General features: G+C 71.6%; 27 protein-coding genes. 13 read left to right on the plus strand and 14 right to left on the minus strand.

What is annotated here, in order from left to right:
• Positions 1-28 precede the first annotated feature (28 nt).
• The 3 genes from ACWEVP_RS23520 to ACWEVP_RS23530 all read right to left on the minus strand — a co-directional run bounded on the left by ACWEVP_RS23520 (position 29) and on the right by ACWEVP_RS23530 (position 2,067).
• On the minus strand, positions 29-886 hold the full coding sequence (locus tag ACWEVP_RS23520) for an SDR family NAD(P)-dependent oxidoreductase (protein ID WP_452064708.1): 858 nt from the start codon (positions 884-886) through the stop codon (positions 29-31).
• Positions 887-911: 25 nt separating this feature from the next.
• The gene (locus tag ACWEVP_RS23525) at positions 912-1,655 is read right to left on the minus strand and encodes an SDR family NAD(P)-dependent oxidoreductase (protein ID WP_452064709.1); all 744 of its coding nucleotides are present in this window, start codon (positions 1,653-1,655) and stop codon (positions 912-914) included.
• Positions 1,656-1,770: 115 nt separating this feature from the next.
• A complete protein-coding gene (locus ACWEVP_RS23530; RefSeq protein WP_452064710.1) occupies positions 1,771-2,067 on the minus strand; it encodes a DUF1330 domain-containing protein in 297 nt (98 codons plus the stop codon).
• Between the two features lie 100 nt (positions 2,068-2,167).
• Here ACWEVP_RS23530 and ACWEVP_RS23535 point away from each other — a divergent pair, with 100 nt between their 5' ends.
• Both ACWEVP_RS23535 and ACWEVP_RS23540 read left to right on the plus strand, forming a co-directional pair.
• Positions 2,168-2,815 carry a TetR/AcrR family transcriptional regulator gene (locus ACWEVP_RS23535; RefSeq protein WP_452064711.1) on the plus strand — a complete coding sequence of 216 codons (648 nt, stop codon included), beginning with the start codon at positions 2,168-2,170 and terminating at the stop codon, positions 2,813-2,815.
• A 149-nt stretch (positions 2,816-2,964) separates the two neighbouring features.
• Entirely contained in the window at positions 2,965-3,666 is a 702-nt protein-coding gene (locus tag ACWEVP_RS23540) for an SDR family NAD(P)-dependent oxidoreductase (protein WP_452064712.1), read from the plus strand.
• 16 nt (positions 3,667-3,682) lie between these two features.
• Here the strand turns inward: ACWEVP_RS23540 and ACWEVP_RS23545 are convergent, their stop codons facing one another.
• Positions 3,683-4,525 (minus strand): SDR family NAD(P)-dependent oxidoreductase, encoded by an 843-nt coding sequence (locus ACWEVP_RS23545; RefSeq protein WP_452064713.1) that lies wholly within the window; start codon positions 4,523-4,525, stop codon positions 3,683-3,685.
• 156 nt (positions 4,526-4,681) lie between these two features.
• On the minus strand, positions 4,682-5,665 hold the full coding sequence (locus ACWEVP_RS23550) for an amidohydrolase family protein (RefSeq protein ID WP_452064714.1): 984 nt from the start codon (positions 5,663-5,665) through the stop codon (positions 4,682-4,684).
• Positions 5,666-5,837: 172 nt separating this feature from the next.
• On the opposite strand from ACWEVP_RS23550, the gene ACWEVP_RS23555 reads away from it, so the two are divergent.
• Positions 5,838-6,344 carry a MarR family winged helix-turn-helix transcriptional regulator gene (locus ACWEVP_RS23555; RefSeq protein WP_452064715.1) on the plus strand — a complete coding sequence of 169 codons (507 nt, stop codon included), beginning with the start codon at positions 5,838-5,840 and terminating at the stop codon, positions 6,342-6,344.
• Here ACWEVP_RS23555 and ACWEVP_RS23560 read toward each other — a convergent pair.
• The 3 genes from ACWEVP_RS23560 to ACWEVP_RS23570 are packed head-to-tail and all read right to left on the minus strand — an operon-like array spanning position 6,334 to position 8,405.
• The gene (locus ACWEVP_RS23560; RefSeq protein ID WP_452064716.1) at positions 6,334-6,795 is read right to left on the minus strand and encodes a nitroreductase/quinone reductase family protein; all 462 of its coding nucleotides are present in this window, start codon (positions 6,793-6,795) and stop codon (positions 6,334-6,336) included. The two genes, ACWEVP_RS23555 and ACWEVP_RS23560, sit on opposite strands and share 11 nt — an antisense overlap.
• Before the next feature lies 1 nt (position 6,796).
• Positions 6,797-7,804, minus strand: a complete 1,008-nt coding sequence (locus ACWEVP_RS23565) for a zinc-binding alcohol dehydrogenase family protein (protein WP_452064717.1) — start codon at positions 7,802-7,804, stop codon at positions 6,797-6,799.
• 4 nt (positions 7,805-7,808) lie between these two features.
• Positions 7,809-8,405, minus strand: a complete 597-nt coding sequence (locus ACWEVP_RS23570; protein ID WP_452064718.1) for an NADPH-dependent F420 reductase — start codon at positions 8,403-8,405, stop codon at positions 7,809-7,811.
• A gap of 120 nt (positions 8,406-8,525) precedes the next feature.
• On the opposite strand from ACWEVP_RS23570, the gene ACWEVP_RS23575 reads away from it, so the two are divergent.
• A complete protein-coding gene (locus ACWEVP_RS23575) occupies positions 8,526-9,137 on the plus strand; it encodes a TetR/AcrR family transcriptional regulator (RefSeq protein WP_452064719.1) in 612 nt (203 codons plus the stop codon).
• On the opposite strand, the gene ACWEVP_RS23580 is transcribed toward ACWEVP_RS23575, so the two are convergent.
• The 4 genes from ACWEVP_RS23580 to ACWEVP_RS23595 all read right to left on the minus strand — a co-directional run bounded on the left by ACWEVP_RS23580 (position 9,124) and on the right by ACWEVP_RS23595 (position 13,901).
• Positions 9,124-11,496, minus strand: a complete 2,373-nt coding sequence (locus ACWEVP_RS23580; RefSeq protein WP_452064720.1) for a penicillin acylase family protein — start codon at positions 11,494-11,496, stop codon at positions 9,124-9,126. The two genes, ACWEVP_RS23575 and ACWEVP_RS23580, sit on opposite strands and share 14 nt — an antisense overlap.
• Positions 11,497-11,588: 92 nt before the next feature.
• Positions 11,589-12,626 (minus strand): hypothetical protein, encoded by a 1,038-nt coding sequence (locus tag ACWEVP_RS23585; RefSeq protein WP_452064721.1) that lies wholly within the window; start codon positions 12,624-12,626, stop codon positions 11,589-11,591.
• A 10-nt stretch (positions 12,627-12,636) separates the two neighbouring features.
• On the minus strand, positions 12,637-13,011 hold the full coding sequence (locus tag ACWEVP_RS23590; RefSeq protein WP_452064722.1) for a hypothetical protein: 375 nt from the start codon (positions 13,009-13,011) through the stop codon (positions 12,637-12,639).
• An 89-nt stretch (positions 13,012-13,100) separates the two neighbouring features.
• Positions 13,101-13,901 (minus strand): GntR family transcriptional regulator, encoded by an 801-nt coding sequence (locus ACWEVP_RS23595; protein WP_452064723.1) that lies wholly within the window; start codon positions 13,899-13,901, stop codon positions 13,101-13,103.
• 118 nt (positions 13,902-14,019) lie between these two features.
• Here ACWEVP_RS23595 and ACWEVP_RS23600 point away from each other — a divergent pair, with 118 nt between their 5' ends.
• The 3 genes from ACWEVP_RS23600 (at position 14,020) to ACWEVP_RS23610 (ending at position 16,855) form a co-directional block, all read left to right on the plus strand.
• Positions 14,020-14,889 (plus strand): Cgl0159 family (beta/alpha)8-fold protein, encoded by an 870-nt coding sequence (locus ACWEVP_RS23600; protein WP_452064724.1) that lies wholly within the window; start codon positions 14,020-14,022, stop codon positions 14,887-14,889.
• A 41-nt stretch (positions 14,890-14,930) separates the two neighbouring features.
• Positions 14,931-16,415 carry a CoA-acylating methylmalonate-semialdehyde dehydrogenase gene (locus ACWEVP_RS23605; protein ID WP_452064725.1) on the plus strand — a complete coding sequence of 495 codons (1,485 nt, stop codon included), beginning with the start codon at positions 14,931-14,933 and terminating at the stop codon, positions 16,413-16,415.
• A gap of 80 nt (positions 16,416-16,495) precedes the next feature.
• Positions 16,496-16,855 (plus strand): hypothetical protein, encoded by a 360-nt coding sequence (locus tag ACWEVP_RS23610; protein ID WP_452064726.1) that lies wholly within the window; start codon positions 16,496-16,498, stop codon positions 16,853-16,855.
• On the opposite strand, the gene ACWEVP_RS23615 is transcribed toward ACWEVP_RS23610, so the two are convergent.
• Entirely contained in the window at positions 16,852-17,418 is a 567-nt protein-coding gene (locus ACWEVP_RS23615; protein WP_364458813.1) for a TetR/AcrR family transcriptional regulator, read from the minus strand. The two genes, ACWEVP_RS23610 and ACWEVP_RS23615, sit on opposite strands and share 4 nt — an antisense overlap.
• A gap of 198 nt (positions 17,419-17,616) precedes the next feature.
• Between ACWEVP_RS23615 and ACWEVP_RS23620 the strand changes: the two genes are divergently transcribed.
• The 6 genes from ACWEVP_RS23620 to ACWEVP_RS23645 all read left to right on the plus strand — a co-directional run bounded on the left by ACWEVP_RS23620 (position 17,617) and on the right by ACWEVP_RS23645 (position 25,674).
• Positions 17,617-18,069: a (2Fe-2S)-binding protein gene (locus ACWEVP_RS23620; RefSeq protein ID WP_452064727.1), complete on the plus strand. Its 453-nt coding sequence runs from the start codon at positions 17,617-17,619 to the stop codon at positions 18,067-18,069.
• Positions 18,056-19,018, plus strand: a complete 963-nt coding sequence (locus ACWEVP_RS23625; RefSeq protein ID WP_452064728.1) for an FAD binding domain-containing protein — start codon at positions 18,056-18,058, stop codon at positions 19,016-19,018. Before ACWEVP_RS23620 ends, ACWEVP_RS23625 begins: the two co-directional genes overlap by 14 nt.
• Positions 19,015-21,186 carry a xanthine dehydrogenase family protein molybdopterin-binding subunit gene (locus tag ACWEVP_RS23630; protein WP_452064729.1) on the plus strand — a complete coding sequence of 724 codons (2,172 nt, stop codon included), beginning with the start codon at positions 19,015-19,017 and terminating at the stop codon, positions 21,184-21,186. The genes ACWEVP_RS23625 and ACWEVP_RS23630 overlap by 4 nt, the downstream gene beginning before the upstream one ends.
• Positions 21,187-21,364: 178 nt before the next feature.
• The gene (locus ACWEVP_RS23635) at positions 21,365-22,795 is read left to right on the plus strand and encodes a carboxylesterase/lipase family protein (RefSeq protein ID WP_452064730.1); all 1,431 of its coding nucleotides are present in this window, start codon (positions 21,365-21,367) and stop codon (positions 22,793-22,795) included.
• An 85-nt stretch (positions 22,796-22,880) separates the two neighbouring features.
• The gene (locus ACWEVP_RS23640; RefSeq protein WP_452064731.1) at positions 22,881-24,158 is read left to right on the plus strand and encodes a sensor histidine kinase; all 1,278 of its coding nucleotides are present in this window, start codon (positions 22,881-22,883) and stop codon (positions 24,156-24,158) included.
• 85 nt (positions 24,159-24,243) lie between these two features.
• Positions 24,244-25,674 carry an APC family permease gene (locus ACWEVP_RS23645; RefSeq protein ID WP_452064732.1) on the plus strand — a complete coding sequence of 477 codons (1,431 nt, stop codon included), beginning with the start codon at positions 24,244-24,246 and terminating at the stop codon, positions 25,672-25,674.
• Here the strand turns inward: ACWEVP_RS23645 and ACWEVP_RS23650 are convergent.
• Positions 25,671-26,021: a hypothetical protein gene (locus ACWEVP_RS23650; RefSeq protein WP_452064733.1), complete on the minus strand. Its 351-nt coding sequence runs from the start codon at positions 26,019-26,021 to the stop codon at positions 25,671-25,673. The two genes, ACWEVP_RS23645 and ACWEVP_RS23650, sit on opposite strands and share 4 nt — an antisense overlap.
• Between the last annotated feature and the right edge of the window lie 64 nt (positions 26,022-26,085).

The following is a 26,085-nucleotide window of genomic DNA, read 5'->3' on the forward strand; positions in this document are numbered from 1 at the left end:
TGCCGTCGCGATGCCGGCAACAGGTTCATCACCCGGCGACGTCCCGGGCGAGCCTGCCGTGGGCCGCCACCGAAAGGTCCTGCCCGTCGGCCCATGTCTTGAGGCGGTCGGCGTAGGCCTGCTGGATCATGGGGTAGAAGCCTTGTCCGAAAAGGACTCGAAGCGGCGGGTCGGCCAGGTCGACGATCTCGAGGAGCGTCTGGGCGGCGGCGGCCGGGTCGCCGGAGGGCTGCTTGTTCGTGAAGCGGGCCAGCTGCCGGCGGACGTCGTCGTAGGCGGGGTTCATCCGGGCCAGGTGACCGTTGTCCAGCGGGTTCGGGTTCTTGCCGTCCCGCGTGGCGAAACCGCCGGGCTCGATGATGGTCACCTTGATGCCGAAGCCGGCGACCTCACCGGCGAGGGCCTCGTTGAGGGCTTCCACCGCCCACTTGGAGACGTGGTACGCGCCACCCAGCGGTACCGCGATGAGCCCGGCCGCCGAGGACAGCTGGATGATGTGCCCCGCGCCCTGCTCACGCAGGCAGGGCAGCGCGGCCTGGATGACCCACAGCGCACCGAACAGGTTGGTCTCCAGCTGGTCCCGCATCTCCCGCTCGGTCAGCTCCTCGATCGCACCGACCTGGGCGTAGCCGGCGTTGTTCACGACGACGTCCAGCCGGCCGAAGTGGTCCTTGGCCCGCCGCACGCTCTCGAAGACCGCGGCCTTGTCGATCACGTCCATCTCGAGCGGGAGCACCGCCTCGCCGTACTCGGCGACGAGGTCGTCCAGGCTGCCGGCCTTTCGGGCGGTCGCGGCCACCTTGTCACCGCGGGCCAAGGCGGCCTCGACGAACTCGCGACCGAGACCGCGGGACGAACCGGTGACGAACCAAACCTTGCTGGTCATGTCTTTCCCCTTTCAGTGGAGGTGGTCACCAGGCCACGGGGCCGAGGCGGTCGATGAAGATCCCGGTCGGTCCGTCGGCGCCGAGCGTCGCGAGCTCGATGAACGGGTCGGTGCCCTCGGTGACCGTCAACTGGCCCGTGTGGTTGTTCATGTCCGTGGCGGCGAACTTGCGGTTGGCGACCTCGCCGGGCGTGACGGCGTTGAACTTGATGTCCGGGAACGCCTGGGCGTACCGGACGGTGAGCATGTTCAGCGCCGCCTTGGACGAGCTGTAGGCGAGCTCGTGCATCTTCGAAGCGGCCTGGTTCGGGTCGGTCACGACCGCGAAGGAACCTACGCCGCTGGACACCATCACCACCCGCGGCCGGTCGGCCGCCTGCAGCAGGGGCAGGAACGCGTGCGTGACCCGGACCGGCCCGTACACGTTGGTGTCGTAGACGGAGTGGATCTCGTCGGCCGTGGCCTCCGCAGGGTGGACGGCCCGGCCCGGCGCGCCGGCGTTGTTGATCAGCACGTCCAGCCGGTCGGTGTGCTTTCGAACCAGCCGTACGGCGTCGGCCACCGACTCGTCCGAGGTCACGTCCAGCGGGACCAGGACCACCTGCGTGCCGTCGGCGGCCAGCTTGTCGGCCGCCGCCTGTCCGCGACCTTCGTCGCGCGAGCCGAGAAAGATCGTCCAGCCCAGCTCGCCGAGCCTGCGGGCCGCCTCGAGACCGAGTCCCTTGTTGCCTCCGGTGATCAGCACCGTGGTCTGTTCCGTGTTCGTCATGGCCACCAGACACCGTCTCCGGCGCAGCTGTGACCACCTGTGAGCCACGTCATAGGCGGACGCCGTGACGTCGGCGGGAGCGAGGCAGCTCTCGCCCGGCTTCGACCTGGGGTCGTCAGCCGAGGCCTTCGACGATGCGGAAGTCGCGCTCGAAACCGTCGGGGAGTTCGGCCAGCGCCTCCTGGTAGGCCGCACTCTCGCGGGCGGCGACTGCCTGTTCGAAGCTGTCGAACTCGATCAGGACGACGCGCTCGGCGATCCCGGCCTCGTGTGCGACGACCCGGCTGCCACCGCGCGCGAGGACCCGCCCGCCCGCGGCCTTGACGGCTGACCGGGCCAGTTCGTTGTAGGCATCAAGCTGCCCGGGATCCGCGATGGCGGGGTAGACGCTGACCCAGTAGCCCTTGGCCACGATTCCTCCTGTGTCCGAGATCGATGATCGGAACATACTCAGGTCCACGGCCCGAGAACCGCGGGATACGCTGCGGTCGAGCCGGAAGGGTGATGCGCAGGTGGGTGCCACGCGACGACGGTCCGCACCGAACCTCCGGCAGCTGTCGGCGGCGGAGAGCAAGGCCAAGGTGCTCGAGGCCGCCAAGGAGGTGTTCGCGTCCTGCTCGTACGAGCAGGTCAAGGTCGGTGAGATCGCCGAGCGGGCGGGCGTCGCCCACGGCCTGGTCTTTCACCACTTCGGCAGCAAGCGTGAGCTGTACCTGGCCGTGCTCGCCGAGTACCGCGACCGGCTCGCGAGCCTGCACGACGAGGACACCGGCGCTCCCACCGGCTTGCGGGTTCGCCGCAGCCTCCGGGCCCACCTGGACTTCATGGCCGGTCACCGCGAGGTCGCGACGCGCGTGATCCTCGCCCGGTCCGGACCCGGCGCCGAGGAGTTCACGCGATCGCAGCAGGCCGGGCTCGAGAAGACCGCGGCGATCCTGGGCATCGACCTGGACCGCCCCGCGCTGCGGGCGACGATGCGCGCCTACGCCGGCTCGGTCGACGAACTCGTCCGCAGCTGGCTGGCGGGAGAGCTCGACGCCGACACCGACGACCTGGTCGAGGCCATCGTGGCCCTGCTCCAAGGCGCCTTGCGCGCGGCGGGCCGGATCGATCCGGCGTGCCTGCCTGACACGACGGTCCGGGCGCTGAACCGGCGCTGAATCACCGCGGTTCGCCGTCCGCGGAAGCCCGCGGCGACGAGGTCTGTGCAGCGAGGGCACGGCTCGCACCCGCTGTTTCCCTGGTTCGCCTCCGCACGAATGACGCGCTACGCTTTCGTTGACTCCGAATCAACGAACTGAGGTGCGGCATGGTCAAGACCATCGCGGTGTTCGGCGCGGGCACGGGACTGGGCGCGGCGACCGCGCGGCGGTTCGGCCGCGAGGGCTACCGGGTCGCGTTGATCGCGCGCAGGCCCGAGCCACTGGACAAGCTGGCAGCCGAACTCGCCGGCGACGGGATCGACGCGAAGGCGTTCCCGGCCGACCTGTCCGATCCGGCCGTGGTACCCACGCTGCTGGGCGAGATCGAGGGCTGGTTCGGCCCGATCGGCGTGGTCGAATACGCCCCGATCCCCGCGCGGGCCCCGTTCCTGCCTGCCGTGGACCTGACCGCCACGAAGGTGGGCGAGCTGGCGGGGCTGTTCCTGCAGACTCCGGTCGAACTGGCCCACCGGGTGGTGCCCGGCATGATCGAGCGCGGCGCCGGTGCGTTCCTGCTCGCGGAAGGCCAGTCCGCGCTGGTGCCGGCACCCGGCGCGAGCGGTGTCGGAGCGGTGATGGCCGCGGCACGCCATTGGCTGCACTCGCTGCACGCCGAACTCGCCCCGAAGGGCGTCTACGCGGGCGTGCTGACGGTGTCCGCGTGGATCGACGGCAGCGCGGGGCACCAGGCGGCCGCCACGGCGGACCCGGCACTCGGCGGGCCGGTGGTCGATCCGGCCGAGCTCGCGGACGTGTACTGGCGCATGGTGACCGAGCAGAACACCGTGGAGGTCGTGTACCCGTCCTGACCGGCGATGCGGGCATTCAGGCTTCCGCGTCCTCGAACCCGATCGACGCGCTGAGGGTGGACCAGCGATCGTCCTCGTGCGCCAGGCGTTGCGCCGCGGTCGCCGCCATCTCGACGGCATCGGCGCCGAGGGGGAACCGCAGCGGGGGCTCGGCCAGGCGGGTGGTCGCCACGATCACCTCGGCCGCCTTCGCCGGGTCGCCGGGCTGCCTGCCGTCCTCGGCCGCGAGCCGCCGCGCGATCGCGCCGACCGTCGGCTCGTACCCCGCACCGACCGGCAGGACCGACATGGAACGGGGCGAAATCATGTCCGTCCGCAGGTTTCCCGGTTCCGCGACCGTGACCCGGATGCCGAGCGGGCCGAGCTCGGCGGCGAGGGAGAGCGAGAAGACGGTCGCCGCGGCCTTCGCCGCCTGGTAGGACGCCAACCCCGGCGTGCCGATGCGCGCGCCGAGCGAGGAGATCTGGATGAAATGACCGTCGCCCTGCGCACGGAAAACCGGCAGCGCCGCCCGGGTGACGTTGACCAGCCCGCCGTAGGTGATTGCGTGCTGGGACCAGAACGCGGCGTCCGGGGTGTCCTGCACCGAACCGAGATCCGCCTGGCCGGCGTTGTTGACCACGACGTCCAGCCGCCCGAATCGCTCGACCCCCGCGGCGACGGCGGCCCGCGCCTGCTCCGCGTCGGTGACGTCCAGCGACACGGCGGCGACTCGCCCGGCCCCCTCCTCGACCAGGTCGGCCAGCGCCTCGGTCCGGCGCGCGGTGGCGACGACGAGCTCCCCCGCCGCGGCCGCGGCCCGTACCAGGTGGCGGCCAAGACCCCGGGAGCTTCCCGTGACGAACCAGACCTTCGGCATCTCGACTCCATCGATCAGCCTTGCGCGGCAAGGGTTTCCACGCGTGCCGGAGCGCCATTTCGCCGGCATCCGACAGCCCGGTCACGCCGTCCACTGTAGTCAGTTCATGTTGACATGACAACAGGTGGGTCTTCCGTGGCCGGAGCAGAGTTCCCTTCAGCGCCGCCGGATCCCGGCGACGAGCGTCTCCCAGTTCCGGTACGCGATGAGCTCGCGTTCGGCATCGGTGACGGGTGCGGCGTCCACGAAGGCCCGTGCCGACCCGGCGCGTTCCCGGTTGAACGGGTAGTCGGAGGCGTACATGATCCGCTCCGCGCCGACCGTTTCCAGGCTCCACCGCAGGTACTTGTGGCTGGCGATCCCGCCCGGGGTGATGAAGACGTTGCTGCGGAAGTACTCCGCGATCGGCCGCCGCAGCTTCACAAGCGGGTCCATGGCGGCGACGCGGTCGAGGTAGAACAGCACCACCTCGCCCCAGTGCCCCATGATCACCTGCAAGCCGGGAAACCGGTCGAAGACACCCGCGATGATCATCCGCAGGACGGTCAGGCCGGCGTCGTAGTGCCAGCCGAAGGTGCCGGTGGCCAGCATGCCGTCCACCGGCTCGCCGAACCCGCGGTAGTACGCGTCGGCGACGCCGGGCACCGGCGCGCGGGGGTGCAGGTAGACCGGCGCACGCAGGTCCTCGGCGGCTTCGTAGATGTCCCAGAACTCCGGTGCGTCCAGGGCACGGCCACCCGAGTGCGCGTTCACCAGCGTTCCCGCGAACCCGAGTTCGGTGACCGCGCGCCGCAGTTCGTCGGCCGCGGCCGGCGGCGCCGGGGTGGCCAGCGCCGCGAACCCCTGCAGGCGACCGGGATGGCGGCGGACCGCCTCCGCGATACCGTCGTTCACCGGCACCTGCAGGGCGACCGCCTCCGCGACGGGCAGGTTCTGCAGGCCGGGGGTGGTCAGGGACAGCACCGCCGTGTCGATCCCGGCGTCGTCCAAGGCGGCGATCCGCCCCTCGCCGACGTCGAGCAGCGCGGGAGTGTCCAGCGCCCGCTTCATCATCGGCTCGGCGAGCCGCGGATCGTGCCGGTGCCAGGCCGCGGCCACCTCGGCGGTGAGGAAGTGTTCTTCCAGCGCGTACAGCTTCATCGCGGAATCAGCTCCGGACGGTCTTGACGGCGCCGGCCCGGGAGCGTCCAGGTGGGGCAGGGGGTGGTCGAGCGGGTCGCTCATGGTGCCGCCTCCGGATCTGCGGGACTTGAATCTTCAAGTCAACCTACGGCGGTTCGCTTGAACTTTCAAGTGTCATTACACTCCCCCCATGCCTGCCTCGAGGGACCCCGACGTGGACGAGCCGCGGTGGCTCACCGACGACCAGCTGGCGGCGTGGCGCGGGTTCATGAAACTTCTGCAGCGACTGCCCGCGGCGCTGGAAGCACAGCTCCACCAGGACTCGAAGCTCAGCCTGCTCGAGTACCACGTCCTGGCGCACCTTTCCGACCAGCCCGGACGCCGCCTGCGGCTGAGCGAGCTCGCCACCCTGGCCACCACGGAGCTGTCCCGCCTCTCCCACCTGATCGGCCGGCTGGAGAACCGCGGCTTCGTCCGCCGCGAGCCGGACCCCGGAAACGGGCGCTTCACGCTGGCCGTGCTGACCGAGGCGGGCCACGCCCACCTCGCCGGCGCGGCGCCCGCCCACGTGGAGCGGGTGCTCACCCTGTTCGTCGACGTTCTCTCCCCGCACGAGCTGCGGACCCTGCACCGGATCTCCGGGAAGGTGCTCGACCGCATCGACAGCGGGCCGACGGCGGAGCGGGTCAGCCCTTGACGGGTTCGAGCAGGATCAACGGAACCTCGCGGTTGCCGGTCTCGATGGCCCGGGCGCGCATGTCGGGGAAGAACGGGTAGAGCTCGTCGGCGTAGGCCACCCAGCTGTCCCGCTCGGCGCCTTCCGCGACGCGGGCGGCCATCAGCCGGCGATCGGGACCGTCCTGCAGCTGGACCGTCGGGTGCGCCACGAGGTTGTGGAACCAGCTCGGGTTGCGGGCCTGGCCGCCGGCCGAGGCGCCGACGGCGTAGACGCCGTCGCGCTCGATGCGCATCAGCGCGACCTTGCGCAGCTTGCCCGAGCGGGCGCCCCGCATGGTCAGCACGACCACGGGCGCGCCCGCCATCGTCGCGCCGTCCCGGCCGTCGGTGCGCTCGTAGAGCTCGACCTGGTCGCGGGTAGTCGCGTCGGCACTCGGGGCGTACTCGCCCTCGAGCAGATCCTTTGTCACTTCAGGGACTTCCTTTCACTTGGATGACGGTCTTCCCGATGGTCCGGCCGCTTTCGGCGAGCGCGTGCGCCGTCTTCATCGTGTCGGCGGTCAGGCCGTCCAGCGTGGTGGTGACGATCGGGCGCAGGCGGCCCGCCGTGACGTCGTCGGCCACCCGGGCCAGGATCCGGCCCTGCTCGGCGACGTCTCCGCCGGCCGTTATCCTGCTGAACACCATTTCGGTGTGCAGCGACAACGACTTCCCCGTGATGGCGCCCGGATCGAACGGGCCGGCGACGTCGATGGCGGCCAAGTGACCGAAGGGCCGCAGCACCTCGACGATCGCGCCCAGATGGCCGAAGGTGCCCGACGTCGAGAACACCAGGTCGACGTGGCCGATCCCGGCGGCGCGCAGCTGCCCGGCCAGCTCGCCGCGGTGATCGAGGACCAGGTCGGCGCCCATCTCGGTCGCCCACTCCCGGGACTCGGGCCGGGAGGCCGTGCCGATCACGAACGCCGGCGTCGCGGCCTTGAGCAGCTGCGTGGCCATCGACCCGACGCCGCCGGCGCTGCCGATCACGAGCACGCGGCCGACCCCGGGCGGCAGGGCGTCCTGGTCGCGGAACAGCGCTTCCCACGCGGTGAGGACACCGATGGGAAGCGACGCCGCATCGGTGAACGCCAGCCGGTCCGGGATCTTGGCGACGACCCGGTGGTCGATCGCGACGCGTTCGGCCCAGCAGCCGTCGCGGGTGATGTCGCCGGTACCCATCACCCGGTCCCCGGCCGCGAAGCCGGTGGCCGCGGGCCCGGCCGCGGCGACGACTCCGGCGAACTCCCAGCCGAGGACGACCCGGCCGCCGGGTTCGGCGCTGCGGGTCCGGCGGATCGCGGCTTCGCCCGGGTTGACGCCGATCGCGTGGACCTCGACCAGCAGGTCACCGTCGCGTAGCCGGGGTTCGGCGACGTCGGTCAGTTCGATGGCGAACGCGTCGAGCGGGTGTGCTTTCCCGTAGGAGAGTGCTTTCACGGCTTCAGTCCTGCTTCAGGGCGTGCAGAGCCGAGAGCGGACCGCCGATCTGCATCAGGCGGCCGCCCTCACGCAGCATCCCGGCGTCGACCGGGGCGAAGCCGATCTCGTCGGCGACCTCGTGGAACGTGGCTTTGGCCGCGGCGTCGTCGCCGGCGTAGAAGAGCAGCTGCCGTCCTGCGGGGTGCCGGGGATCAGCCGCGATGAATTTCGCGTAGAGGGTGTTGAAAGCCTTGACCACGCGCGCACCCGGCGCCCTGCTCGCGACGAACTCGCTCGCCGTCTCGACCCCGGGATCGGCGACGGTCGGCCGCATCGAATCCAGGTTGTTGGTGGTGTCGACCAGGATGCGGCCGTCCCACGCGGGCAGCCCGGCCAGCGCGGCGCCGACCTGCGGCCACCTCACGGCGAGAAACACCACGTCGGCCGCGGCGGCTTCCTCGACCGTGGCCGCGCTCGCGAGCGGGCCCAGCCGGGCCACGACGTCGAGCAGCGTGTCCGGGCCGCGGCTGTTGCCGAGGGCGACCTTGTGGCCGGCCGCCACGAGGTGGCCGGCGATGGCCTGCGCGACCGTCCCGGCGCCGATGGTTCCGAAGTGCACGACCACCCCTCCCGTCTTTGATGACGTCTGACATCAAAATTAATGATGGTCATCGACATCATTGGCTGTCAAGCCGTACCATCGGAGGTGCTGGCAAGCCCGTCCGGGAAGGTGGTCGACGTGCCCCGCATCACGCAAGAGCAGAAGCGGCTCAACCGCGAGAAGATCGTCACCGCGGCCGGCGAGGGGTTCCGGCTGCGCGGCATCGACGGCATCGGCCTCGAAGAGGTGATGAAGTCTGCCGGTATGACGCACGGCGGGTTCTACAACCACTTCGCCTCGAAGGACGACCTCGCCGTGGAAGTCCTGCACCAGGGCTTCACCGACTCGCTCGCGGCGCTCGACGCCATCCGCGAGGCACATCCACGCTCGGCGCGTGCGGCCCTCCACGACATGGTCGACACCTACGTCAGCGCCGAGCACCGCGACCACCCCGAGGCCGGCTGCGCCTCGGCGGCACTCGTCACCGACGCCGGCCGCCACGGCACGGCCGCTCAGGCCGAGTACCGGCGCGGCCTCGACGGCTACTTCGCCACGATCACGGACATGCTGCTCGACCGCGCACGCCAGTCCGGCACCGACCTCGCGCCCGCGGAAGCCCGCGAACGCGCGGTGGCACTGTTCAGCCAGATGGTCGGGGCCCTGACCCTGTCCCGGGCCGTCGCCGATGCCGCCCCCGCTCTGTCGAACGAAGTCCTGGCGGTCAACCGGAAACAGCTCAAGAAGTGCTGAAGGCCGGTTCCAGCCGGATCCGGACGTCGAGGTTCCGCTCGACCTCACTCCGGCTGTACAGCAACGGGAACGAACCACCCGAAGCCCAGAGACCGTTCAGATCGCTGTAGTGCGGACTCCGCGGATCACCCGACTGACCGGGCGCGTTGATCGCCGCCGAGCCGTTCCAGTTGCCCACGTCCAAGGCCATCTTGAACGTCGCCCCGATGATCTGCTGGTAGGTCAGCGGGTGGAAGAACGACGGGTGGATCGTGTGGTACGAGCCGCCGACCGGGGTGGGGCCGACGTTCGGGCCGCCCAGGGGGTGGACGAACTCCTGGTGGTGCAGCGACCCCCAGTGCCACGTCGACGTGTCGGTGCCGAGCTTGGCGGCCACGTCCTGGAACGCCAGTGGCAGCGTGTCCAGGATCAGCTTGTCGCGCACCGCCGCGCCGTCCGGGCCGAGCCAGCCCGCCGGGTCCTTGAACGAGGCGATCACCAGGCTGAAGTCCGGGTTGATCGTCTTCACCAGCGCGTCCGCCGCGGCCTGCGGCAGCACCGCGTGCGCCCACGCCCAGTGCAGGTACTTCATGATCCACGTCTCGAACAGCGCCGCTCCCGGCGAATCGACCGACGCCACGCCGTCATAGCCTCGAAGGAGCGAAAGCGCCTTCGCGGTGTCCGGGTCCGAAGAGGACAGACCGCGCACGAAGTCGAGGATCTGGGTCGCCACCAGCGACTTCTCGTCCTTCTGCAGCGCCAGCGAATCGGCGACCGTCGCGCCCGGGGTGGACTTGATCAGCTCGTCGATGCGCTGCTTGCGGTAGGGCAGCTGCCATTCGTAGTTGGACACCACCGGCCAGCCCGGCGGGATGTTGAAGTCGTTGGCCGAGGCGAAGAAGCCGGACGGCGGGTTGTACTGCCCCGGCAGCTCGCTGTTGGCGTAGAAGCCGTTCCAGTCGTAGCGCCCGTCACCGGGGACGGGCAGCAGGCCGTCGTAGCCGGCGCCGGTGCGGCGCGGCGTCAGGCCCGCCGGGACGTAACCGATGTTGCCACGCACGTCGGCGTAGGCCAGGTTCGAGCCCGGCGTGCCCCAGTTCCGCATCCCCGCGGTGAACTCGCCGAAGTTGGTCGCGCGCTGGTAGTTCAGGCTGCCCAGGTACGCCGAACTGCCCGGCTGCGTCCACGCCGTGCGGACCGCGAACGCCCGGTGCGCCGCCGCGTCGACCTTGACGACGGGGCCGTGCCGGGTGAAGGACAGCTCCCCCGTGACCGGCGCTCCGCCGCGCACCGGAATGGGCTCGTTCACCGTCGTCATCTTTTCCCAGCCGGTGCCGTAGCGGTAGCGGGTGGGGTCGTTCGGGTCGAGTTCGTAGACGTAGAGGTCGGTCTGGTCGATCGGCAGGTTGGTCAGGCCGAACGCGATGCTTTCGTTGTGCCCGATGGCGATCCCGGGGTTCCACGGCTCACCCGCGCCGGCGAGGTTCAGCCCGGGCGCCGACAGCTGCGCGACGTACCGGCCCGAGGGCAGGGCGTCCGCGCCGCGGTGCGGGTCGTTGGCCAGGATCGGCCGTCCGGACGCGGTCCGGGCCGGGCCGATCGTCCACGCGTTGCTGCCCGACGTCGCGTCGGCGATGTCCTTGGCCTGGAAACCGCTGCCGGTGAAGGACACCGCGGCGGTCGCGAGGTTGTACACCTTGAGCACGTCGTCCGGCACCGAGCACGGGTCGAGCCCGGCGGGCACCTCGGCTTCGTGTGCCGGGTAGAGAGCGCGGAGGTAGCGGCTCGCGCCGGGACCGGCCAGGCAGACCAGCTTCGCGCGGGCGACCTCCCACATCAGGTTCTCGCCGATGGCGTGCGTGCGGATCCGCACCACGTCCTGCGGGCGCCAGCGGGCGGGCTGGTAGCCGAGCTTGCCGAACTCCGGCGGGACCGCAGAAGGGTTGCGGCCGAGCCAGTCGAGGTAGGAGTTGATGCCCTCGGCGAACCGGGTCGCGGCCAGCCTGCCCTCCGGGCCGTAGGACGCCCACTCGGCGGCCATGTCGCCGCGGTAGAGGAACAGCCGGGCGGCCCGGTCCTGCTCCACATAGGACGGACCGAGCACCTCGCTGAGCGTGCCCAGGCCGCGCCGGCGCCAGGTGTCGATCTGGAACAGCCGGTCGCGGGCGATGTTGAAGCCCTGCGCGAAGAACAGGTCGCTGGTGTCGGCCGCGTAGATGTGCGGCACGCCCCACTTGTCGACGAGCAGCTCGGCCGGCCGGTGCAGGCCGGCGGCCGCGTACTTCGGGCCGGTCACCGCCGCCGCGGCCGGAACCGGCGCCAGGCAGAGCACGACCAGGGCGAGGATCAGGCCGCGGACGGACGGCCGGCGTGTGGCCATGGGTGATCTCCTCGTTCGGGACTCGGGATCGAGGTGGCCGTTCGAGTTCTACCCGCCGCCGGCGCAGGTTCACGAGCCCCTAAGGGGTGCGCTCAGGCGATCTCCGGCGCCGTCCCCGTCCAGGACGGCGCGCCCAGGTCCTTGTCCGCGACGACGAACTTCCTCCGCAGCTCGTCGATGAGCGCGTCGACCTCGTCGGTCGTGCGGCGCATCAGCTCGTCCGCCTGCTGGAGGAAGCTGTAGAGCGTGCCGTAGAAACCGCCGGCGTCGAGGCTCTCGGTGCCGTTGTCGCTGAGCACCTCCACCATCTTGTCGGCGATCGCGAACGGGGCCATCGGGCCGGACGTCGCCAGGTCGACGATGCCCCGGTAGGTTTTCCACCCGGTGGACAGGCCCGCGGCCACTTCGCCCTCGGCGTCGAACTTCTCGAGCTGGTCCACGCACGCGCCCATCAGGCTGTTCAGGTTGAACCGCGCGCCGTGGATGATCGCGCCGAACCGGGTGAGCGACTCCGCCAGCACGGTCAGCGCCGACGACCGGAAGTGCTCGTACCACTCGTTGATGGTCGAACAGCGCGCCTGAGCGTCGTGCGGGACCGACCCGGGCGGCCCGCTCCAGTGCTGGGCCCACCAGCCGTTGCCCAGCTGCAGTGATTCGAGCCTGCCGTACTCGATCAGCGCCTCGCCGGAAGCGCGGGCGTTTTCGAGCGCGTTGCCCGCGTGCTCGATCCAGCCGCCGTCCTGGAGCCTGAGCGCTTCGGGGTTGTGCCGGCCGGCGTTGCCCTTGACCTTGCCGACGTCCTGGCCGCTGAGGATCTCCGCGTGGCTGAAGAACTCGGCCACGCCGAGATCCCGGCTGCCGTCGCCGTGGATGGACCCCTGCATGATCGGGTAGAGGGTGTTGTACGCGGTCGAGATACCGACGTTGTTGGTGGCCGAACGCAGTTCCGTCGGTTCGACGAGCGGGTCTTCGAACTGCGCCCACCGCGGCCCCCACGGCGGCCCGTCCGTGTCGACCACGCTCAGCGCCTTGAGCATCCCGTGCAGCGCCGGCGCGTACCCGTTGCGGAAGACCGGATCGAGATCGGCGACCGGGCCGCCGTCGTCGGCTTCGTACCACCGCTGAGCCATGTCGTTCCCCCTAGTCCACGTTCAGCTTGTCGGCGATCGCGTTGAGGGACTGCACGTTCTGCGCCTCGGCTCCTTCGTACGCGTCGGCGGATTGGAGCATCCGGTCGCGCAGCCCGCTGAGGAACTGGATGAATTCGCCCTCTTCGTTGACGAAGTCCGTCATCTTGAGCGCGAATTCGTGCGCGAACCGGAGCAGGTTCTCCTGGAACTGCCCGGTTTTGCCCCACCCGCCCTGCAGCACGCCCTGCTCGGCTTCGATGGCGACGTCCCGCAGCAGGCTGTGCCCTTGCCGCAGGTAGTCGATCACCCCGCCGCCGGCGCCGTTTCCCCCGAGCACGACCGTGCCGAACCTGCGCAATTCCGGCATGTCCACGACAAGATCCACGAGAGCCCCCTCCGCCCGCACGCGATTCCCCCGAATCAGCAGGCTAACTCCCGGATGGGCGTTTCGCACCGTTTTCGCCCGATCGATCGCTAATGCGGACCGTTCGTCAGCGACAGGTTGAACGAATAGCGCGACGCCCGGTAGACGTGCCAGCCGTACTCGACCACGCGGCCCGAATCGTCGTACGTCGTGCGCTGCATCGTCAGCAGGGCCGCTCCCGGCTCCTCGGCCAGCAGCTCCGCGTCCGCTTCGGTCGCCAGCCGGGCGCCGATGGTCTGCTCCGCCGCGTGCAGGCGCACTCCCGCCGAGCGCAACAGCTGGTAGAGACCCTTTTCGCGCAGCTCGCCGTCGGTCGGGTCGATGACGCCGTCGGGGAGGTAGTTGTTCATCAGCGCCAGCGGCTCGCCGTCGGTGGAGCGGATGCGGCTCAGCCGCCGCACGTGGGTCAGGCCCGGGGCCTCCAGCAGCTCGGCCACCTCGGCGTCCGCCTCCTCGACGCCGTTGGCCAGCACCACCGACTCCGGCTTGCCGCCGAGCCCCGCGAGGTCGTCGAACAGGCTGCTCAGCCGCAGCGGGCGCGCCACCTTGGTCCGGACGACCTGCGTGCCGACGCCGCGGCGCCGCACGAGCAGGCCCTGGTTGACCAGCGACTGGATCGCCTGCCGGACGGTCGGCCGCGACAACCGCAGGCTCGCCGCCAGATCCACCTCGTTGCCCAGCCGGGCCCCCGCCGGGAGCCTGCCGTCCTCGATCGCGTGCTGCAGCTGCCGGGAGACCTGGAAGTACAGCGGCTCGGGACTGCCCGGGTCCAGCACGATCTCCCGCCCGGGATCCCAGGCGGGCGGGAACGTGACGTCCACGTCGGACGACGGCTGCGGCGGGGTGTTCATCACCGGCAGCCTACCGCCATCGGGTCACCGGTAGGGATGACCTGATGTCCATATGTCTTGACAAAGTCGCATCGGCGCTGGCAGTGTCGATCCCGACCGGCCGAAGAGGAGGGGAACTGTGAACGACGTGGTGCGGCGCCTGGTCGCCCAACGGGTGCACGACCCGGAAGCGATCGCCGAAGCGGCCGCGAACCGGGTCCGGGCCGAGTCGCCCTTCAACGACAGGGGCCGGACGATGATCATCGCCGCGGACCACCCCGCCCGCGGCGCCAACGCGGTCGGCGGCAACCCCTCGGCGATGGCCGACCGGGGAGAACTCCTCGAACGGCTGTGCCTCGCACTGGAACGCCCCGGCGTCACCGGCGTGCTGGCGACCGCGGACGTCATCGACGACCTGCTGCTGCTCGGCGTGCTGGACGGCAAAACCGTGCTCGGGTCGATGAACCGGACCGGGCTGGCCGGGTCGAGCTTCGAGATCGACGACCGGTTCGCCTGCTACGACGCCGAAGCGATCGCGAAGATGGGATTCGACGGCGGCAAAACCCTCACCCGGATCTGCCTCGACGACCCGGTCACGCCGAGTGTCCTGGAGAACACCGCCAAGGCGATCAACGAGCTGGCCGACCGGAAGCTGATCGCGATGGTCGAGCCGTTCCTGTCGGTCTGGACCGAGGGGCGGATCCGGAACGACCTCTCCCCCGACGCCGTCGTCAAGTCGATCACGATCGCCGCCGGGCTCGGCCGGTCCTCGGCCTACACGTGGCTCAAGCTGCCCGTGGTCGACGAGATGGAACGCGTGCTCGCCTCCTCGACGTTGCCGGCGGTGCTGCTCGGCGGCGAGGTCAAGGATCCCGACGCGGCGTTCGCCGCCTGGCAGCGCGCTCTGACCCAGCCGACCGTGCAGGGGCTGGTCGTCGGGCGGTCCTTGCTCTACCCGCACGACGGCGACGTCGCCAAGGCCGTCGACACCGCCGTAGGGCTGCTGTGAACCCCGCACCGCAGCTCGGCGCCACCACCTGGAGGAGCACCGTGAACACCATCGACCACTGGATCAACGGCACCGCCACGGCCGCGGGCTCCACCCGCACGGCGCCGGTCTTCGACCCGGCGACCGGCCGGCAGCAGGCCGCGGTTCTCCTCGCCGGAGCGTCCGATGTGGACGCCGCGGTCGCGGCCGCGGGCAAGGCCTTCGAGTCGTGGGGCGACTCCTCGCTGTCCCAGCGCATCAAGGTGATGTTCGCTTTCCGCGAGCTGCTGGTGAAGCACGAGGACGAACTGGCGCGGATCATCTCCAGCGAACACGGCAAGGTCATCGAGGACGCCCGGGGCGAGATCGTGCGGGGCCGCGAGGTCGTCGAGTACGCCTGCGGCATCGCCGACGCGCTCAAGGGCAGCTTCTCCGACCAGGTCTCCCGCGACGTCGACGTGCACGACTTCCGGCAACCGCTCGGTGTGGTCGCCGGGATCACGCCGTTCAACTTCCCGATCATGGTGCCGCTGTGGATGCACCCGATCGCCATCGCCACCGGCAACACCTTCGTGCTCAAGCCGAGCGAGCGCGACCCGTCCGCGTCGAACTTCGTCGCGCGGCTGTACGCCGAGGCCGGCCTGCCCGACGGTGTGTTCAACGTCGTGCACGGCGACAAGACCGCGGTCGACGCGCTCCTGGACCACCCGGACGTCGCGGCGGTGTCGTTCGTCGGCTCGACCCCGATCGCCCGGTACGTGCACGAGCGCGGGACGGCGGCCGGCAAGCGCGTCCAGGCCCTCGGCGGGGCGAAGAACCACGCGGTCGTGCTGCCCGACGCCGACCTGGAGTACGCGGCGAACCACCTGACGGCGGCCGCGTTCGGCTCGGCCGGACAACGCTGCATGGCGGTCTCGGTCGGCGTGGCCGTCGGCGCGGCGGGCGACAAGCTCGTCGAGATCCTCGCGCGCAAGGCCCGCGAGGTGCGGGTCGGTCCCGGCTCGGACCCGGCCAGCGACATGGGCCCGGTCGTCACCGCGGCCGCCCGCGAGCGCGTGGTGAACGCCGTCGCCGTCGGTGCCGAGCAGGGCGCCTCGGTCGTGGTCGACGGCCGCGGCCTGCGGGTCGACGGGCACGAGGAGGGCTTCTTCGTCGGGCCGTCCCTGCTGGACGACGTCACGACCGAGATGGCCGCCTACCGGGAGGAGATCTTCGGCCCGGTGCTGGCGATCGTCCGGGCGGAGACCGTGGACGAGGCCATCTCCATCATCAACGCCAACCCGTACGGCAACGGCACCGCCATCTTCACCGGCAGCGGCGAGGCTGCGCGGAAGTTCCAGCGCGAGGTCAAGGTCGGCATGATCGGCGTCAACGTGCCGATCCCGGTCCCGATGTCGTACTACTCGTTCGGCGGCTGGAAGGACTCCCTCATCGGCGACAGCCCCATCCACGGCCCCGCGGGCGTCCGCTTCTACACCCGCGCGAAGGTGGTCACGACACGCTGGCCCCCCAGCGAGGCCGCCTTCACCTTCCCGACGTCGAACTGACCCGCGACGGGCACCTGGAACCGGAACACCTCTCTCCGGTTTCCGGTACCGTGGCGGCAGCACCGGCGAAGGAGGCCGCCATGGGTTACCGAGGTCCGCTCCCGAAGGGCGCGGTCGACCGCGTCAACACCTGCGTCGGCTCGCTCCGGACGTCGCCGCGGTGGGGACGGCTGGTCCGCCGGCACCTCACCCAGGTCACCTACACGGGCCGGCGGTCGGGCCGCACCTTCCGCACCCCCGTCGGCTACCGGCGGGCCGGCGACGTCGTGACCATCGGGGTCCGGCTGCCGGACGCGAAGTCGTGGTGGCGCAACTTCACCGGCGACGGCGGCCCGCTGTCCCTCGAGCTCGACGACACCGAACGCACCGGCCACGCCGTCGCCCGGCGCGACGAAAAGGGCCGCGTCACGGTGACCGTCCGGCTGGACGAACCCGCCTAGCGGGCCATCCCGTGCCAGAGCAGATCGGCCAGGCTCGCCGCTTCGCCGCGCCAGTCCCCGCCCGGGTCGAGCAGCAGCAGGCCCGCCAGGCCGCGCAGCACCACGACCGGGTCGAGGTCCGGCCGCACCGTGCCGGCCGCCGCGTTCGCTTCGAGCAGCTCGGCCATCGCGCCGATCATCGCTTCGTAGGCGCTCGCCGGCAGCTCGCCGCGGGAGGCCGTCGCGCGGCGCAAGGCGTCGGCGAGCCCCTTCTTCGTCATCATGTAGTGCGCCAGGTGGTCGGTCACCCACACCCGGAACGCCTCGGCCGGGCCGTGCTTGTCCAGCAGCACCGGGACGATGTCCACGATGTGCCGCACCTCGCGCTGGTAGACCGCGAGGATCAGCGACTCGGGCGTCGGGAAGTGCCGGTACACCGTGCCGACGCCGACCTCGGCCTGCTTCGCGATCGCGTTGAACGAGACCTCGCCCGTCCGGGCCAGCGACTCCCCGGCCGCGACGAGGATGCGCTCGTGGTTGCGCCGGGTGTCCGCGCGCCGGGGACTGACCGAACCCGTCGTCATCGTCCCTCCCGTCCACCGAAGTACCGTCCGCCGAATCTAACCCAGACCTGGAGCGACTCCAGCGTGACCGGTTCGTTGCGAAGCGGATTGTAATCCGCTAGCCTCGCGAACGGGTGAAGCGGATGACTATCCGCTCCCCTTGTTCGCCGCCACCACCACCGTCAGGCACCGATCCGGACGAGCTGCGGAAAGAGACCAGTGGAAATCTCACTCGAAGTGAACGGCAGTACCGAACACCTGGACGTCGATCCCGGCGTCACCCTCCTCGACGCGCTGCGTGAACGCCTGGACGTCACCGGCCCGAAGAAGGGCTGCGACCGCGGCCAGTGCGGCGCCTGCACCGTGCACGTCGGCGGCCGGCCGGTCCTCTCGTGCCTCACGCTCGCCGCCACCGTGCGGGAGCCGGTGACCACCGTCGAAGGACTGTCCACAGAGGACAAGCTGCACCCGGTGCAGCAGGCCTTCGTGGACCAGGACGCCCTGCAGTGCGGGTTCTGCACCGCCGGGCAGATCATGTCGGCGGTCGCGGCCGTCGAGCAGGACGTCGAAGACGTGCGGGAGTTCATGTCCGGCAACCTCTGCCGGTGCTCGGCCTACCCGAACATCGTCAAGGCGGTCGACCAGGCGAGGCGGGCCGATGCGTCCGTTTGAGCTGACCGCGCCCACCACCGTCGAAGCCGCCCTCGCGACGCCCGGCACGTTCCTGGCCGGCGGCACCACCCTCGTCGACCTCATGAAGCTCGACGTCCTCACCCCGCGGCACGTCCTGGACATCAACCAGGTCCCGCTGCGCGGCATCGACACGAGCGACGGCCTGCGCTTCGGCGCGCTGGAGCGGATGAGCGCCATCGCCGCGCACCCGCAGGTGTACCCGGCGATCTCGCGCGCCCTGCTGCTGAGCGCGTCCCAGCAGATCCGGAACATGGCCAGCATCGGCGGAAACCTGCTGCAGCGCACCCGCTGCTCGTACTTCCGCGACGTCGCGATGCCGTGCAACAAGCGCGAGCCCGGCAGCGGCTGCTCCGCGATCGAAGGCGCCAACCGGATGCACGCCATCCTCGGCACCAGCGACTCCTGCGTCGCGACGCACCCCAGTGACGTCGCCGTCGCCCTCGTCGCGCTCGACGCCCGCGTGAAGCTGGCCGACGCCGACGGCACCCGCGAAGTCGCCCTGCGCGACTTCTACCAGCTGCCCGGCGACACCCCGGCGCTGGAAAACGACCTGCGGCCCGGCGAGCTGATCACCGAGGTGGTCGTCCCGCGGCTGGACTGGGCGGCGAACTCCACCTACGTCAAGGTGCGCGACCGGCAGTCCTACGAGTTCGCGCTGTGCTCGGCGGCCGTCGCGCTGGACGTCCGCGACGGCGTCATCGCCGACGCGCGGATCGCGGCCGGCGGGGTCGGCACCGTCCCGTGGCACCTGCCCGCCGTCGAGGACGCCTTGCGCGGCGCCCCGGCGACGCAGGCCTCGTTCGAGGCCGCCGCGGCCGTCGCCGCCGACGGCGCCCGTCCTCTGGCGGACAACGCGTTCAAGGTGCCGCTGCTCAAGCGGACCCTCGTCCGCGCGCTGCTCGAACTCACCGAGGGGAGCTCCCGATGATCACCCGGCTGGACGCGCCGCTGAAGGTCACCGGCGAAGCCAAGTACGGCGCCGACCACACCTACCCCGGCATGGTCTACGGCTACGTCGTGCTCAGCACGATCGCCCACGGCGAGATCGAGGCCATGGACTTCTCCACGGCGCGGGAAGCCCCGGGGGTCGTCGCCGTGTACTCGCCATTCGAATCGCTGACCCTGCACACGCCGCAGTCGATGCTCGGCCGGACCTGGGTCCCGTTGCAGGACAAGGAAGTCACCTACTACGGCCAGCCGATCGGTTTCGTGGTCGCGGAGACGTTCGAGCAGGCGCGCGACGCGGCGGCGCTGGTGACCGTCGCCTACCGCGAGCTCCCGGCCAGGACGTCGCTCGCGGACGGCCTGGCCACCGCCGAGGACGCGCCGCCGGCCCGCGACGGCGCCCCGCCGCGGCTGGAGGTCCTCGAGGACGGCGTCGAGTCCATCGACGACGCCTTCGCCGCGAGCCCGGTGGTCGTCGAGGCGACCTACACGACCGCGACCCAGAACCACGCCGCGATGGAACCGCACTCCGCGGTCGCGGTGTGGGACGGCGGCGAGCTGACCGTGCACAGCGGGAACCAGGCTTCCAACATGCAGGCGTCGGACCTGGCCCAGGCCCTCGACGTGCCGGTCGAAGCCGTGCACGCCGTGAACCCCTTCGTCGGCGGCGCCTTCGGCGGCAAGGGACAGACGTCGGCGCCGGCGTTCCTGGCCGCCGCCGCGGCGCGCGACCTCGGCCGCCCGGTGAAGTCCACGCTCGCCCGCGAGCAGGTCTTCACCGCGACCGCCGGCCGGGCCGCGACGGTCCAGACCATCAAGCTCGGCGCGGACCGCGACGGCTCGCTGATCGCGCTGAGCCACGACTCGTGGTGCAGCACGGACACCGCGCGGTCGTTCGTCGAACCGACCTCGCACGGCACGTCGCGCGAGTGGTACACCACCCGGAACCTGGCCATCAGCCAGAAAATCGTGCCGCTGAACATCCCGCCGACGACGTTCATGCGCGCCCCCGGCGAGGCTCCCGGCTCGTTCGCCCTGGAAAGCGCGATGGACGAGCTCGCCGAGGCGCTCGGCATGGACCCGGTCGAGCTGCGGATCAAGAACAACTCGATCGCCCCGCCGGGCAAGGACCTGCAGTGGGCGAGCAAGCACCTCGACGAGTGCTTCCGCGTCGGCGCGGCCCGGTTCGGCTGGCAGCACCGCCGGCCGGGCGGGCACACCGACGGCGACTGGCTCGTCGGCATGGGCGCGGCCACCGCGATGTTCCCCGCCCTGCGCTTCCCGGCCACCGTCGGCATCACGCTCAACGCCGACGACACCGCCGTGGTCGGGACGAGCGGCGCGGACCCCGGCACCGGACTGCTGACCGTGCTGTCGCTGATCGGCGCCGAGTCGCTGGACATCCCGGCGGAGCGGATCACGCCGAAGCTCGGCGACTCGGCCCTCCCGCCGGGCGGGCTTTCCGGCGGCTCGACGGCGACGGCGAGCGCGGGCACGGCGATCATGATCGCCGCGACCAAGGCGATCGACGAGCTCGTCGCCCTGGCGTCCGACCCGGGCGCGCCGTTCGAAGGCGCCGAAGTCACCTACGCCGACGGGCGCGTCTTCGCGAACGGGCAGAACATGACGTTCGGCGAGCTGCTGCGCGCCGTGGGCCGCGAGAAGCTCGAGGTCACCGGCTCGTCGGCGCCCGGCGAGGAGCTGACGAAGCACTCGTTCAGCTCGTGGGGCGCCCAGTTCGTAGAGGTCCGGGTGCACAAGTGGACGCGCGAGGCCCGCGTGTCGCGGATGCTCGGCGTCTTCGACGCGGGCCGGATCATCAACGACAAGGCGGCCCGCAGCCAGCTCATGGGCGGCATGATCTGGGGCATCTCGGCCGCGCTGCACGAGGGCCTGGAGATCGAGGCGAACGGACGGCTCGCCAACGGCGACTTCGCGAGCTACCTGCTCCCGGTGAACGCCGACATCCCGGAGGTCGACGTCCAGTTCGTCGAGTACCCGGACACGCTGCACAACGCGGTCGGCGCGCGCGGGCTCGGCGAGATCGGCACGGTCGGCATGGCCGCGGCGGTCGCCAACGCCGTGCACAACGCCACCGGCATCCGGGTCCGGCACATCCCGATCACCATCGAAGATCTGCTCGAAGACTGAACGCCGGGGCGGGGCACGCGCGCGTGTCCCGCCCCGGCGTTCGGCCACCTGGCGCAACGGGCCGGGCTTGTTATCCATCCGCGACAATTCCCGGGACGGTTCGCCCATGACGGCGGTCCGTCCCCGGTCCTAGGCTGTCGGGCACTCTCCCCGATCTTCCCCGAAGGGACCACCCGGCATGACCGACCCCGTCGTCCCCACCACGTCCGGCGCGGTGCGCGGTCAGGTCACCGCCGCCGGCTTCGCGCTGTTCCGCGGCATCCCGTACGCCGCCGCGCCCGAGGGCGACCTGCGCTTCGCCGACCCCGTCCCGGCCCCGCCGTGGGAGGACGTGCGCGACGCGAGAAGACCCGGGCCGACCGCGCCACAGCGCCGGCACGACGTGCCAGGGCTCGACCTCTCGCCCCTCACCGGGACCGGCTGGCGGCCGGGCCCCGAATACCTGACCGTCGACGTCTGGACGCCGCGGCTCGGCGCGGCCGGCCTGCCCGTGCTGGTGTTCGCGCACGGCGGCGCGTTCCTCGGCGGCACCGGGTCGGCGCCGGTCTACGACGGCACCTCGTTCAACCACGCCGGCGCGGTGCTGGTGACCGTCCAGTACCGGCTCGGCGTCGACGGCTTCCTGCCGCTGGAGGGCGGCGCCACGAACCTCGGGCTGCGCGACCAGCTCGCGGCCCTGCGCTGGGTCCGGGAGAACATCACCGCGTTCGGCGGCGACCCCGGCAACGTGACCTTCTTCGGCGCGGCCTCCGGCGCGGTGAGCGTCGCGTGCCTGCTCGCTTCCCCGCTCTCGCAGGGGCTGTTCCACCGCGCCATAGTCCAAAGTGGACACCCGGACATGGTGCGCGACGGCGTCCAGGCCCGCCGGCTGGCACGGGTGATCGCCGACGAGCTCAAGTCCGAACCTACCGCCGAGGCGTTCCGGAAGGTGTCGACCGAGCAGCTGCTCGACGCCCAGGACGCCGTCCTGCGCCCGGGCGGCGCCCCCGACCTGCGCGACGCGCTCGGCTACGACCGCGGGTACGGGCTCAGCCCGTTCCTCCCGGTGGTCGGCGACGACGTCCTGCCGCAGCACCCGGCCAAGGCGATCAAGGCAGGCGCCGGCCGCGACGTCGACCTGGTCGTCGGCAGCTGCAGCGAGGAGATGCGGCTCTACCTGGTGCCCACCGGCGCGCTCGACGCCGTGACCGACGACCAGGCCGTGGCGTCGCTGGCGGTGTCGCACCCCGATCCGGCCGGGGTGCTCACGCGGTACGGTCTCGGCTCCGGCGAACGGGCGGGCGACGTCCTCGTGGCGGCCCTGACCGACCTCGTCTTCCGCGACGGCGTGCGTGACCTCGCGGAAAACCACGGCGGCCGGACCTTCCGGTACGAGTTCGAATGGGGCTCACCACTGCACGACGGCGCGCTGGGCGCGTGCCACGGGCTCGAACTGCCCTTCGTGTTCGACGCGCTCGGCCCGCTGTCCGGGCCGCGGGGCCTGCTGGGCGAGCACGCACCGCGCGAGCTGGCCCGCGACCTCAACGGCGCGTGGTACCGCTTCGCCGCCACCGGGTCGCCCGGCTGGCCGGAGTACACGGGCGAAGACACCCTGTTCCACACCTACTGACCCCACCCCGCAAGCGGTTGACGACTCCCCCGCCGCGCTGCCAGGCTCAGACCGCCCGGACGGCCGGACGAAATGGGGACCACCGATGCCCGAGGCGGGCTCCGCCGCACCGCCGCGCGCGCTCGTTCGCACGCTGCTGCGCAGCGGCACACCCCCGGAACCCGCCGAGCCGCCGGACGAGAACAGCGACCTCGCCGCCGTCGGCGACGCGACGCTCGCCCGTGCCGCGCGCTACTGGGTCGTCGTGCCGCTGACCTACCGGATCGCGGCGTTCGTCAAGGTGTTCATCGGGTTCGCCGCGGCCAACGGCAGGCTCGGGCTCGGCCCGGTGCTCGCCGCTACCGTGTTCGCCGTCGCGGCCAACACCGCCGCGGTGGCGTGGGTGCTGCGCGCGGGCGGCCTGCGCCACCGCGTCACCGGCCGGGCGCTGGCCCTCGACCTCGCCGTGGGAGTGGTGCTCAACTTCGCCGTCGCCGCGACGGCCCCGGCGCCGGTGCAGCCGTTCGCGGTCGACGTGGCGTGGACGTGGCTGGTCGGCGCGGTCGCCATGTGGGCGGGCACGTCCGGGCTGCCCTCGGCGCTCTGGCTGCTGGTCGCCGCCGCCCCGCTGCGGGCGCTGCTCACGCTGGCCGGCGGCCTGCCGCTGACCGACCAGCTCTCGGTGACCCGCTCGATCGGCTGCATGGTCGCGCTGGCGGTGGCCATCGTGATCGCCGCCGGCATCCTCATCCTGCTCGGCGCCGGCACCCGGTTCGCCGTCGACATCGGGATCCGGCGCGGGCGCGAGGCCGAGCGCCGCCGGACCCGCCGGCTCATGCACGACCACGTGCTGCAGACGCTGGAGGCGCTCGCCATCACGGCGCCGGGCGACGACACGCACGCCGCGAGCCGGCTGTCGGAGGTGCGCGCGGTGGCCAAAGCGGAGGCCGCCGAGATCCGCCGCCGGATCACCGAGCCGGTGCCGACCGGGACGACCCGCGGGTTCGCCGTCGAGCTCGCCGACGTCGCGACCGAGATGGCGCGCGACGGCCTGCGCACCCAGCTCGTCGCCGCGGACTTCGCCGACGACCACAAGCTGTCCCAGGACCGCCGCACGGCGATGTGCGAAGCGGTGCGGGAGGCGTTGCGCAACACCGTCAAGCATTCGGGGACGAAGCAGGTCGTGCTGCGTGTGGAGGAACGCGACGGCGGGATCGCGGTGGTGGCCCGCGACCAGGGCCAGGGCTTCGACGTCCGCGAGCGGCCGCCGGGCTTCGGCATCACCCAGTCGATCGTGGCCCGCCTGGCCGAGGTCGGCGGGCACGGCACAGTGGACTCCCAGCCGGGCCGCGGCACCCGCGTGACGATGTGGGTGCCGGGCTAGGCAACGGGCGTGCGCTCGAGTCCAAGACCGCGGCCTCCCCGGCGGCGCACCATGCCCGGACAACCCACGCGGGAGGAGAAATCCCATGTCCGACGCACTGCGCCGCGACGCGCTGGGCACGCCGGGTGTCGTCTTCCTCGTGCTGGCCGCCGTCGCGCCCCTGACCGGAATCGTCGTCATCGCCGCGCTGGGCATCGCACTGGGCGACGGCGGCGGCATGCCCGGCGCGTTCCTGCTCGCCGCCGTGATCCTGGTGCTCTTCGGCGTCGGCTACGCGCAGATGAGCAAGGTCGTCACCGGCGCGGGCGGGTTCTACGTCTACGTCACCAAGGGGCTGGGCCGCCCGATGGGCCTGGTCGCCGCGCTGATCGCGCTGCTGGGCTACAACTGTTTCGTCGCCGGCGCGGTCGGGACGAGCGGGTTCTTCACCGCGAACGTCGTCGAGCAGGTCTTCGGGTGGCACACGCCGTGGCAGCTGTGGAGCCTGCTGTCCGCCGCGGCGGTGTTCGCGCTCGGGCGCCGCGGGGTCGACGTCAGCGCGAAGGTGCTCGGCGTTTCGCTGGTGCTGGAGGTGTCGATCCTGCTCGTCCTCGACGTCGCGGTCGCCGTCCGGACCGGGCTGGACGTCCACGCGTTCGCTCCCGGCGTCGTCTTCACCGGCTCGGTCGGGATCGCGTTCCTGTTCGCCTTCAACGCTTTCGTCGGCTTCGAGGCGACCGGGTTGTTCAGCGAGGAGGCCCGCGACCCGCACCGCACGATCTCCCGCGCGACCTACACCGCGATCGTCCTCATCGGCGTCTTCGCCGCGGTCACGACCTGGGCGATCGTCAGCGCGACGAGCGTCGCCGAGGCCGGGAAGACCGCGCAGGACCACCTCGCCACCGGGGACCTCGTGTTCTCGATCAGCCGGACGTACCTGGGCTCGTTCCTCACCGACGTGATGATGCTGCTGCTGGTCGTCAGCCTCTTCGCGGCCTTGCTGGCGCTGCACAACTCGGCGACGCGCTACCTGTTCGCGCTCGGCCGGGCCCGGGTGCTGCCCGCGGTCCTCGGCCGGACGAACGCGGGCAACGGCGCGCCGTACGTCGCCAGCGGGACCCAGATCGGGGTGGCGACGCTGATCGCGGCGGGCTACGCGCTGGCCGGGCTGGACCCGCTCGCCGACCTCACGGCCAGCATGACCGGCATCGGCACGCTCGGCGTGATCGCCCTGCAGGCGCTGGCCGGAGTCGCGGTCGTCGCCTTCTTCCGCCGCCGGCGCGACCCCCGGCTCTGGCGCACCGCGGTCGCCCCCGGCCTCGGCGGGCTCGGCCTGATCGCCGTGACGACGCTGGCTTTCCTGAACTTCCCCACCCTCGCCGGGTCCGACGCGCCGGCGATCGCGCTGCTGCCGTGGCTGCTGGCCGTCGCGGCGGCCGGCGGGCTCGGGCTCGCGGCCTGGCTGCGCGGCCGCCGTCCGGACGTCTACGCGGGACTGGACGACCTCGGTCTCGACGCCGAGCCCGCGAAACTCTAGGCCGCGCGCCGGGCGTCGCGCTCGGCGGCCAGGCTCGCGCGGCAGGCCGCGGTCAGCCGGGTGGTGGCGGCGCTGCCGCCGTGGCCGCAGCGCGGGCAGGTCATCGCGACCCGCCGCGTCAGCTCGTCGACGGCGACGCACAGCTCGGTGCGGCAGCCGCGGCACCAGCGGTGCCGCGTGACCGGGCTGACGTGCGCGGGCGAGGCGACGCATTGGTGGATCCACCGGCCGTGCACGTGGCAGGTCAGGCGGTCGTCCGGCGCCAGCAGGCCCATGTCCTCGGCGTCGTCTTCGGTGGCGAGCAGGACCGGCAGGCTGCGGACCCGGCTGCGAGTCGTGGTGGTCATCGCGTTCCCCTTTCCCTACCCGTTCGTCGAACCGGAGCGCGCGGATTCGACATCCGGACACAGT

This window comes from Amycolatopsis sp. NPDC003865, from assembly GCF_053605345.1.

Coding starts and splice junctions, on each gene's coding strand:
- ACWEVP_RS23520 (WP_452064708.1), bottom strand. CDS start 886: ATGACCAGCAAGGTTTGGTTCGTCACCGGTTCGTCCCGCGGTCTCGGT.
- ACWEVP_RS23525 (WP_452064709.1), bottom strand. CDS start 1,655: ATGACGAACACGGAACAGACCACGGTGCTGATCACCGGAGGCAACAAG.
- ACWEVP_RS23540 (WP_452064712.1), top strand. CDS start 2,965: ATGGTCAAGACCATCGCGGTGTTCGGCGCGGGCACGGGACTGGGCGCG.
- ACWEVP_RS23545 (WP_452064713.1), bottom strand. CDS start 4,525: ATGCCGAAGGTCTGGTTCGTCACGGGAAGCTCCCGGGGTCTTGGCCGC.
- ACWEVP_RS23550 (WP_452064714.1), bottom strand. CDS start 5,665: ATGAAGCTGTACGCGCTGGAAGAACACTTCCTCACCGCCGAGGTGGCC.
- ACWEVP_RS23555 (WP_452064715.1), top strand. CDS start 5,838: ATGCCTGCCTCGAGGGACCCCGACGTGGACGAGCCGCGGTGGCTCACC.
- ACWEVP_RS23580 (WP_452064720.1), bottom strand. CDS start 11,496: ATGGCCACACGCCGGCCGTCCGTCCGCGGCCTGATCCTCGCCCTGGTC.
- ACWEVP_RS23585 (WP_452064721.1), bottom strand. CDS start 12,626: ATGGCTCAGCGGTGGTACGAAGCCGACGACGGCGGCCCGGTCGCCGAT.
- ACWEVP_RS23595 (WP_452064723.1), bottom strand. CDS start 13,901: ATGAACACCCCGCCGCAGCCGTCGTCCGACGTGGACGTCACGTTCCCG.
- ACWEVP_RS23610 (WP_452064726.1), top strand. CDS start 16,496: ATGGGTTACCGAGGTCCGCTCCCGAAGGGCGCGGTCGACCGCGTCAAC.
- ACWEVP_RS23615 (WP_364458813.1), bottom strand. CDS start 17,418: ATGACGACGGGTTCGGTCAGTCCCCGGCGCGCGGACACCCGGCGCAAC.
- ACWEVP_RS23625 (WP_452064728.1), top strand. CDS start 18,056: ATGCGTCCGTTTGAGCTGACCGCGCCCACCACCGTCGAAGCCGCCCTC.
- ACWEVP_RS23630 (WP_452064729.1), top strand. CDS start 19,015: ATGATCACCCGGCTGGACGCGCCGCTGAAGGTCACCGGCGAAGCCAAG.
- ACWEVP_RS23635 (WP_452064730.1), top strand. CDS start 21,365: ATGACCGACCCCGTCGTCCCCACCACGTCCGGCGCGGTGCGCGGTCAG.
- ACWEVP_RS23640 (WP_452064731.1), top strand. CDS start 22,881: ATGCCCGAGGCGGGCTCCGCCGCACCGCCGCGCGCGCTCGTTCGCACG.
- ACWEVP_RS23645 (WP_452064732.1), top strand. CDS start 24,244: ATGTCCGACGCACTGCGCCGCGACGCGCTGGGCACGCCGGGTGTCGTC.
- ACWEVP_RS23650 (WP_452064733.1), bottom strand. CDS start 26,021: ATGACCACCACGACTCGCAGCCGGGTCCGCAGCCTGCCGGTCCTGCTC.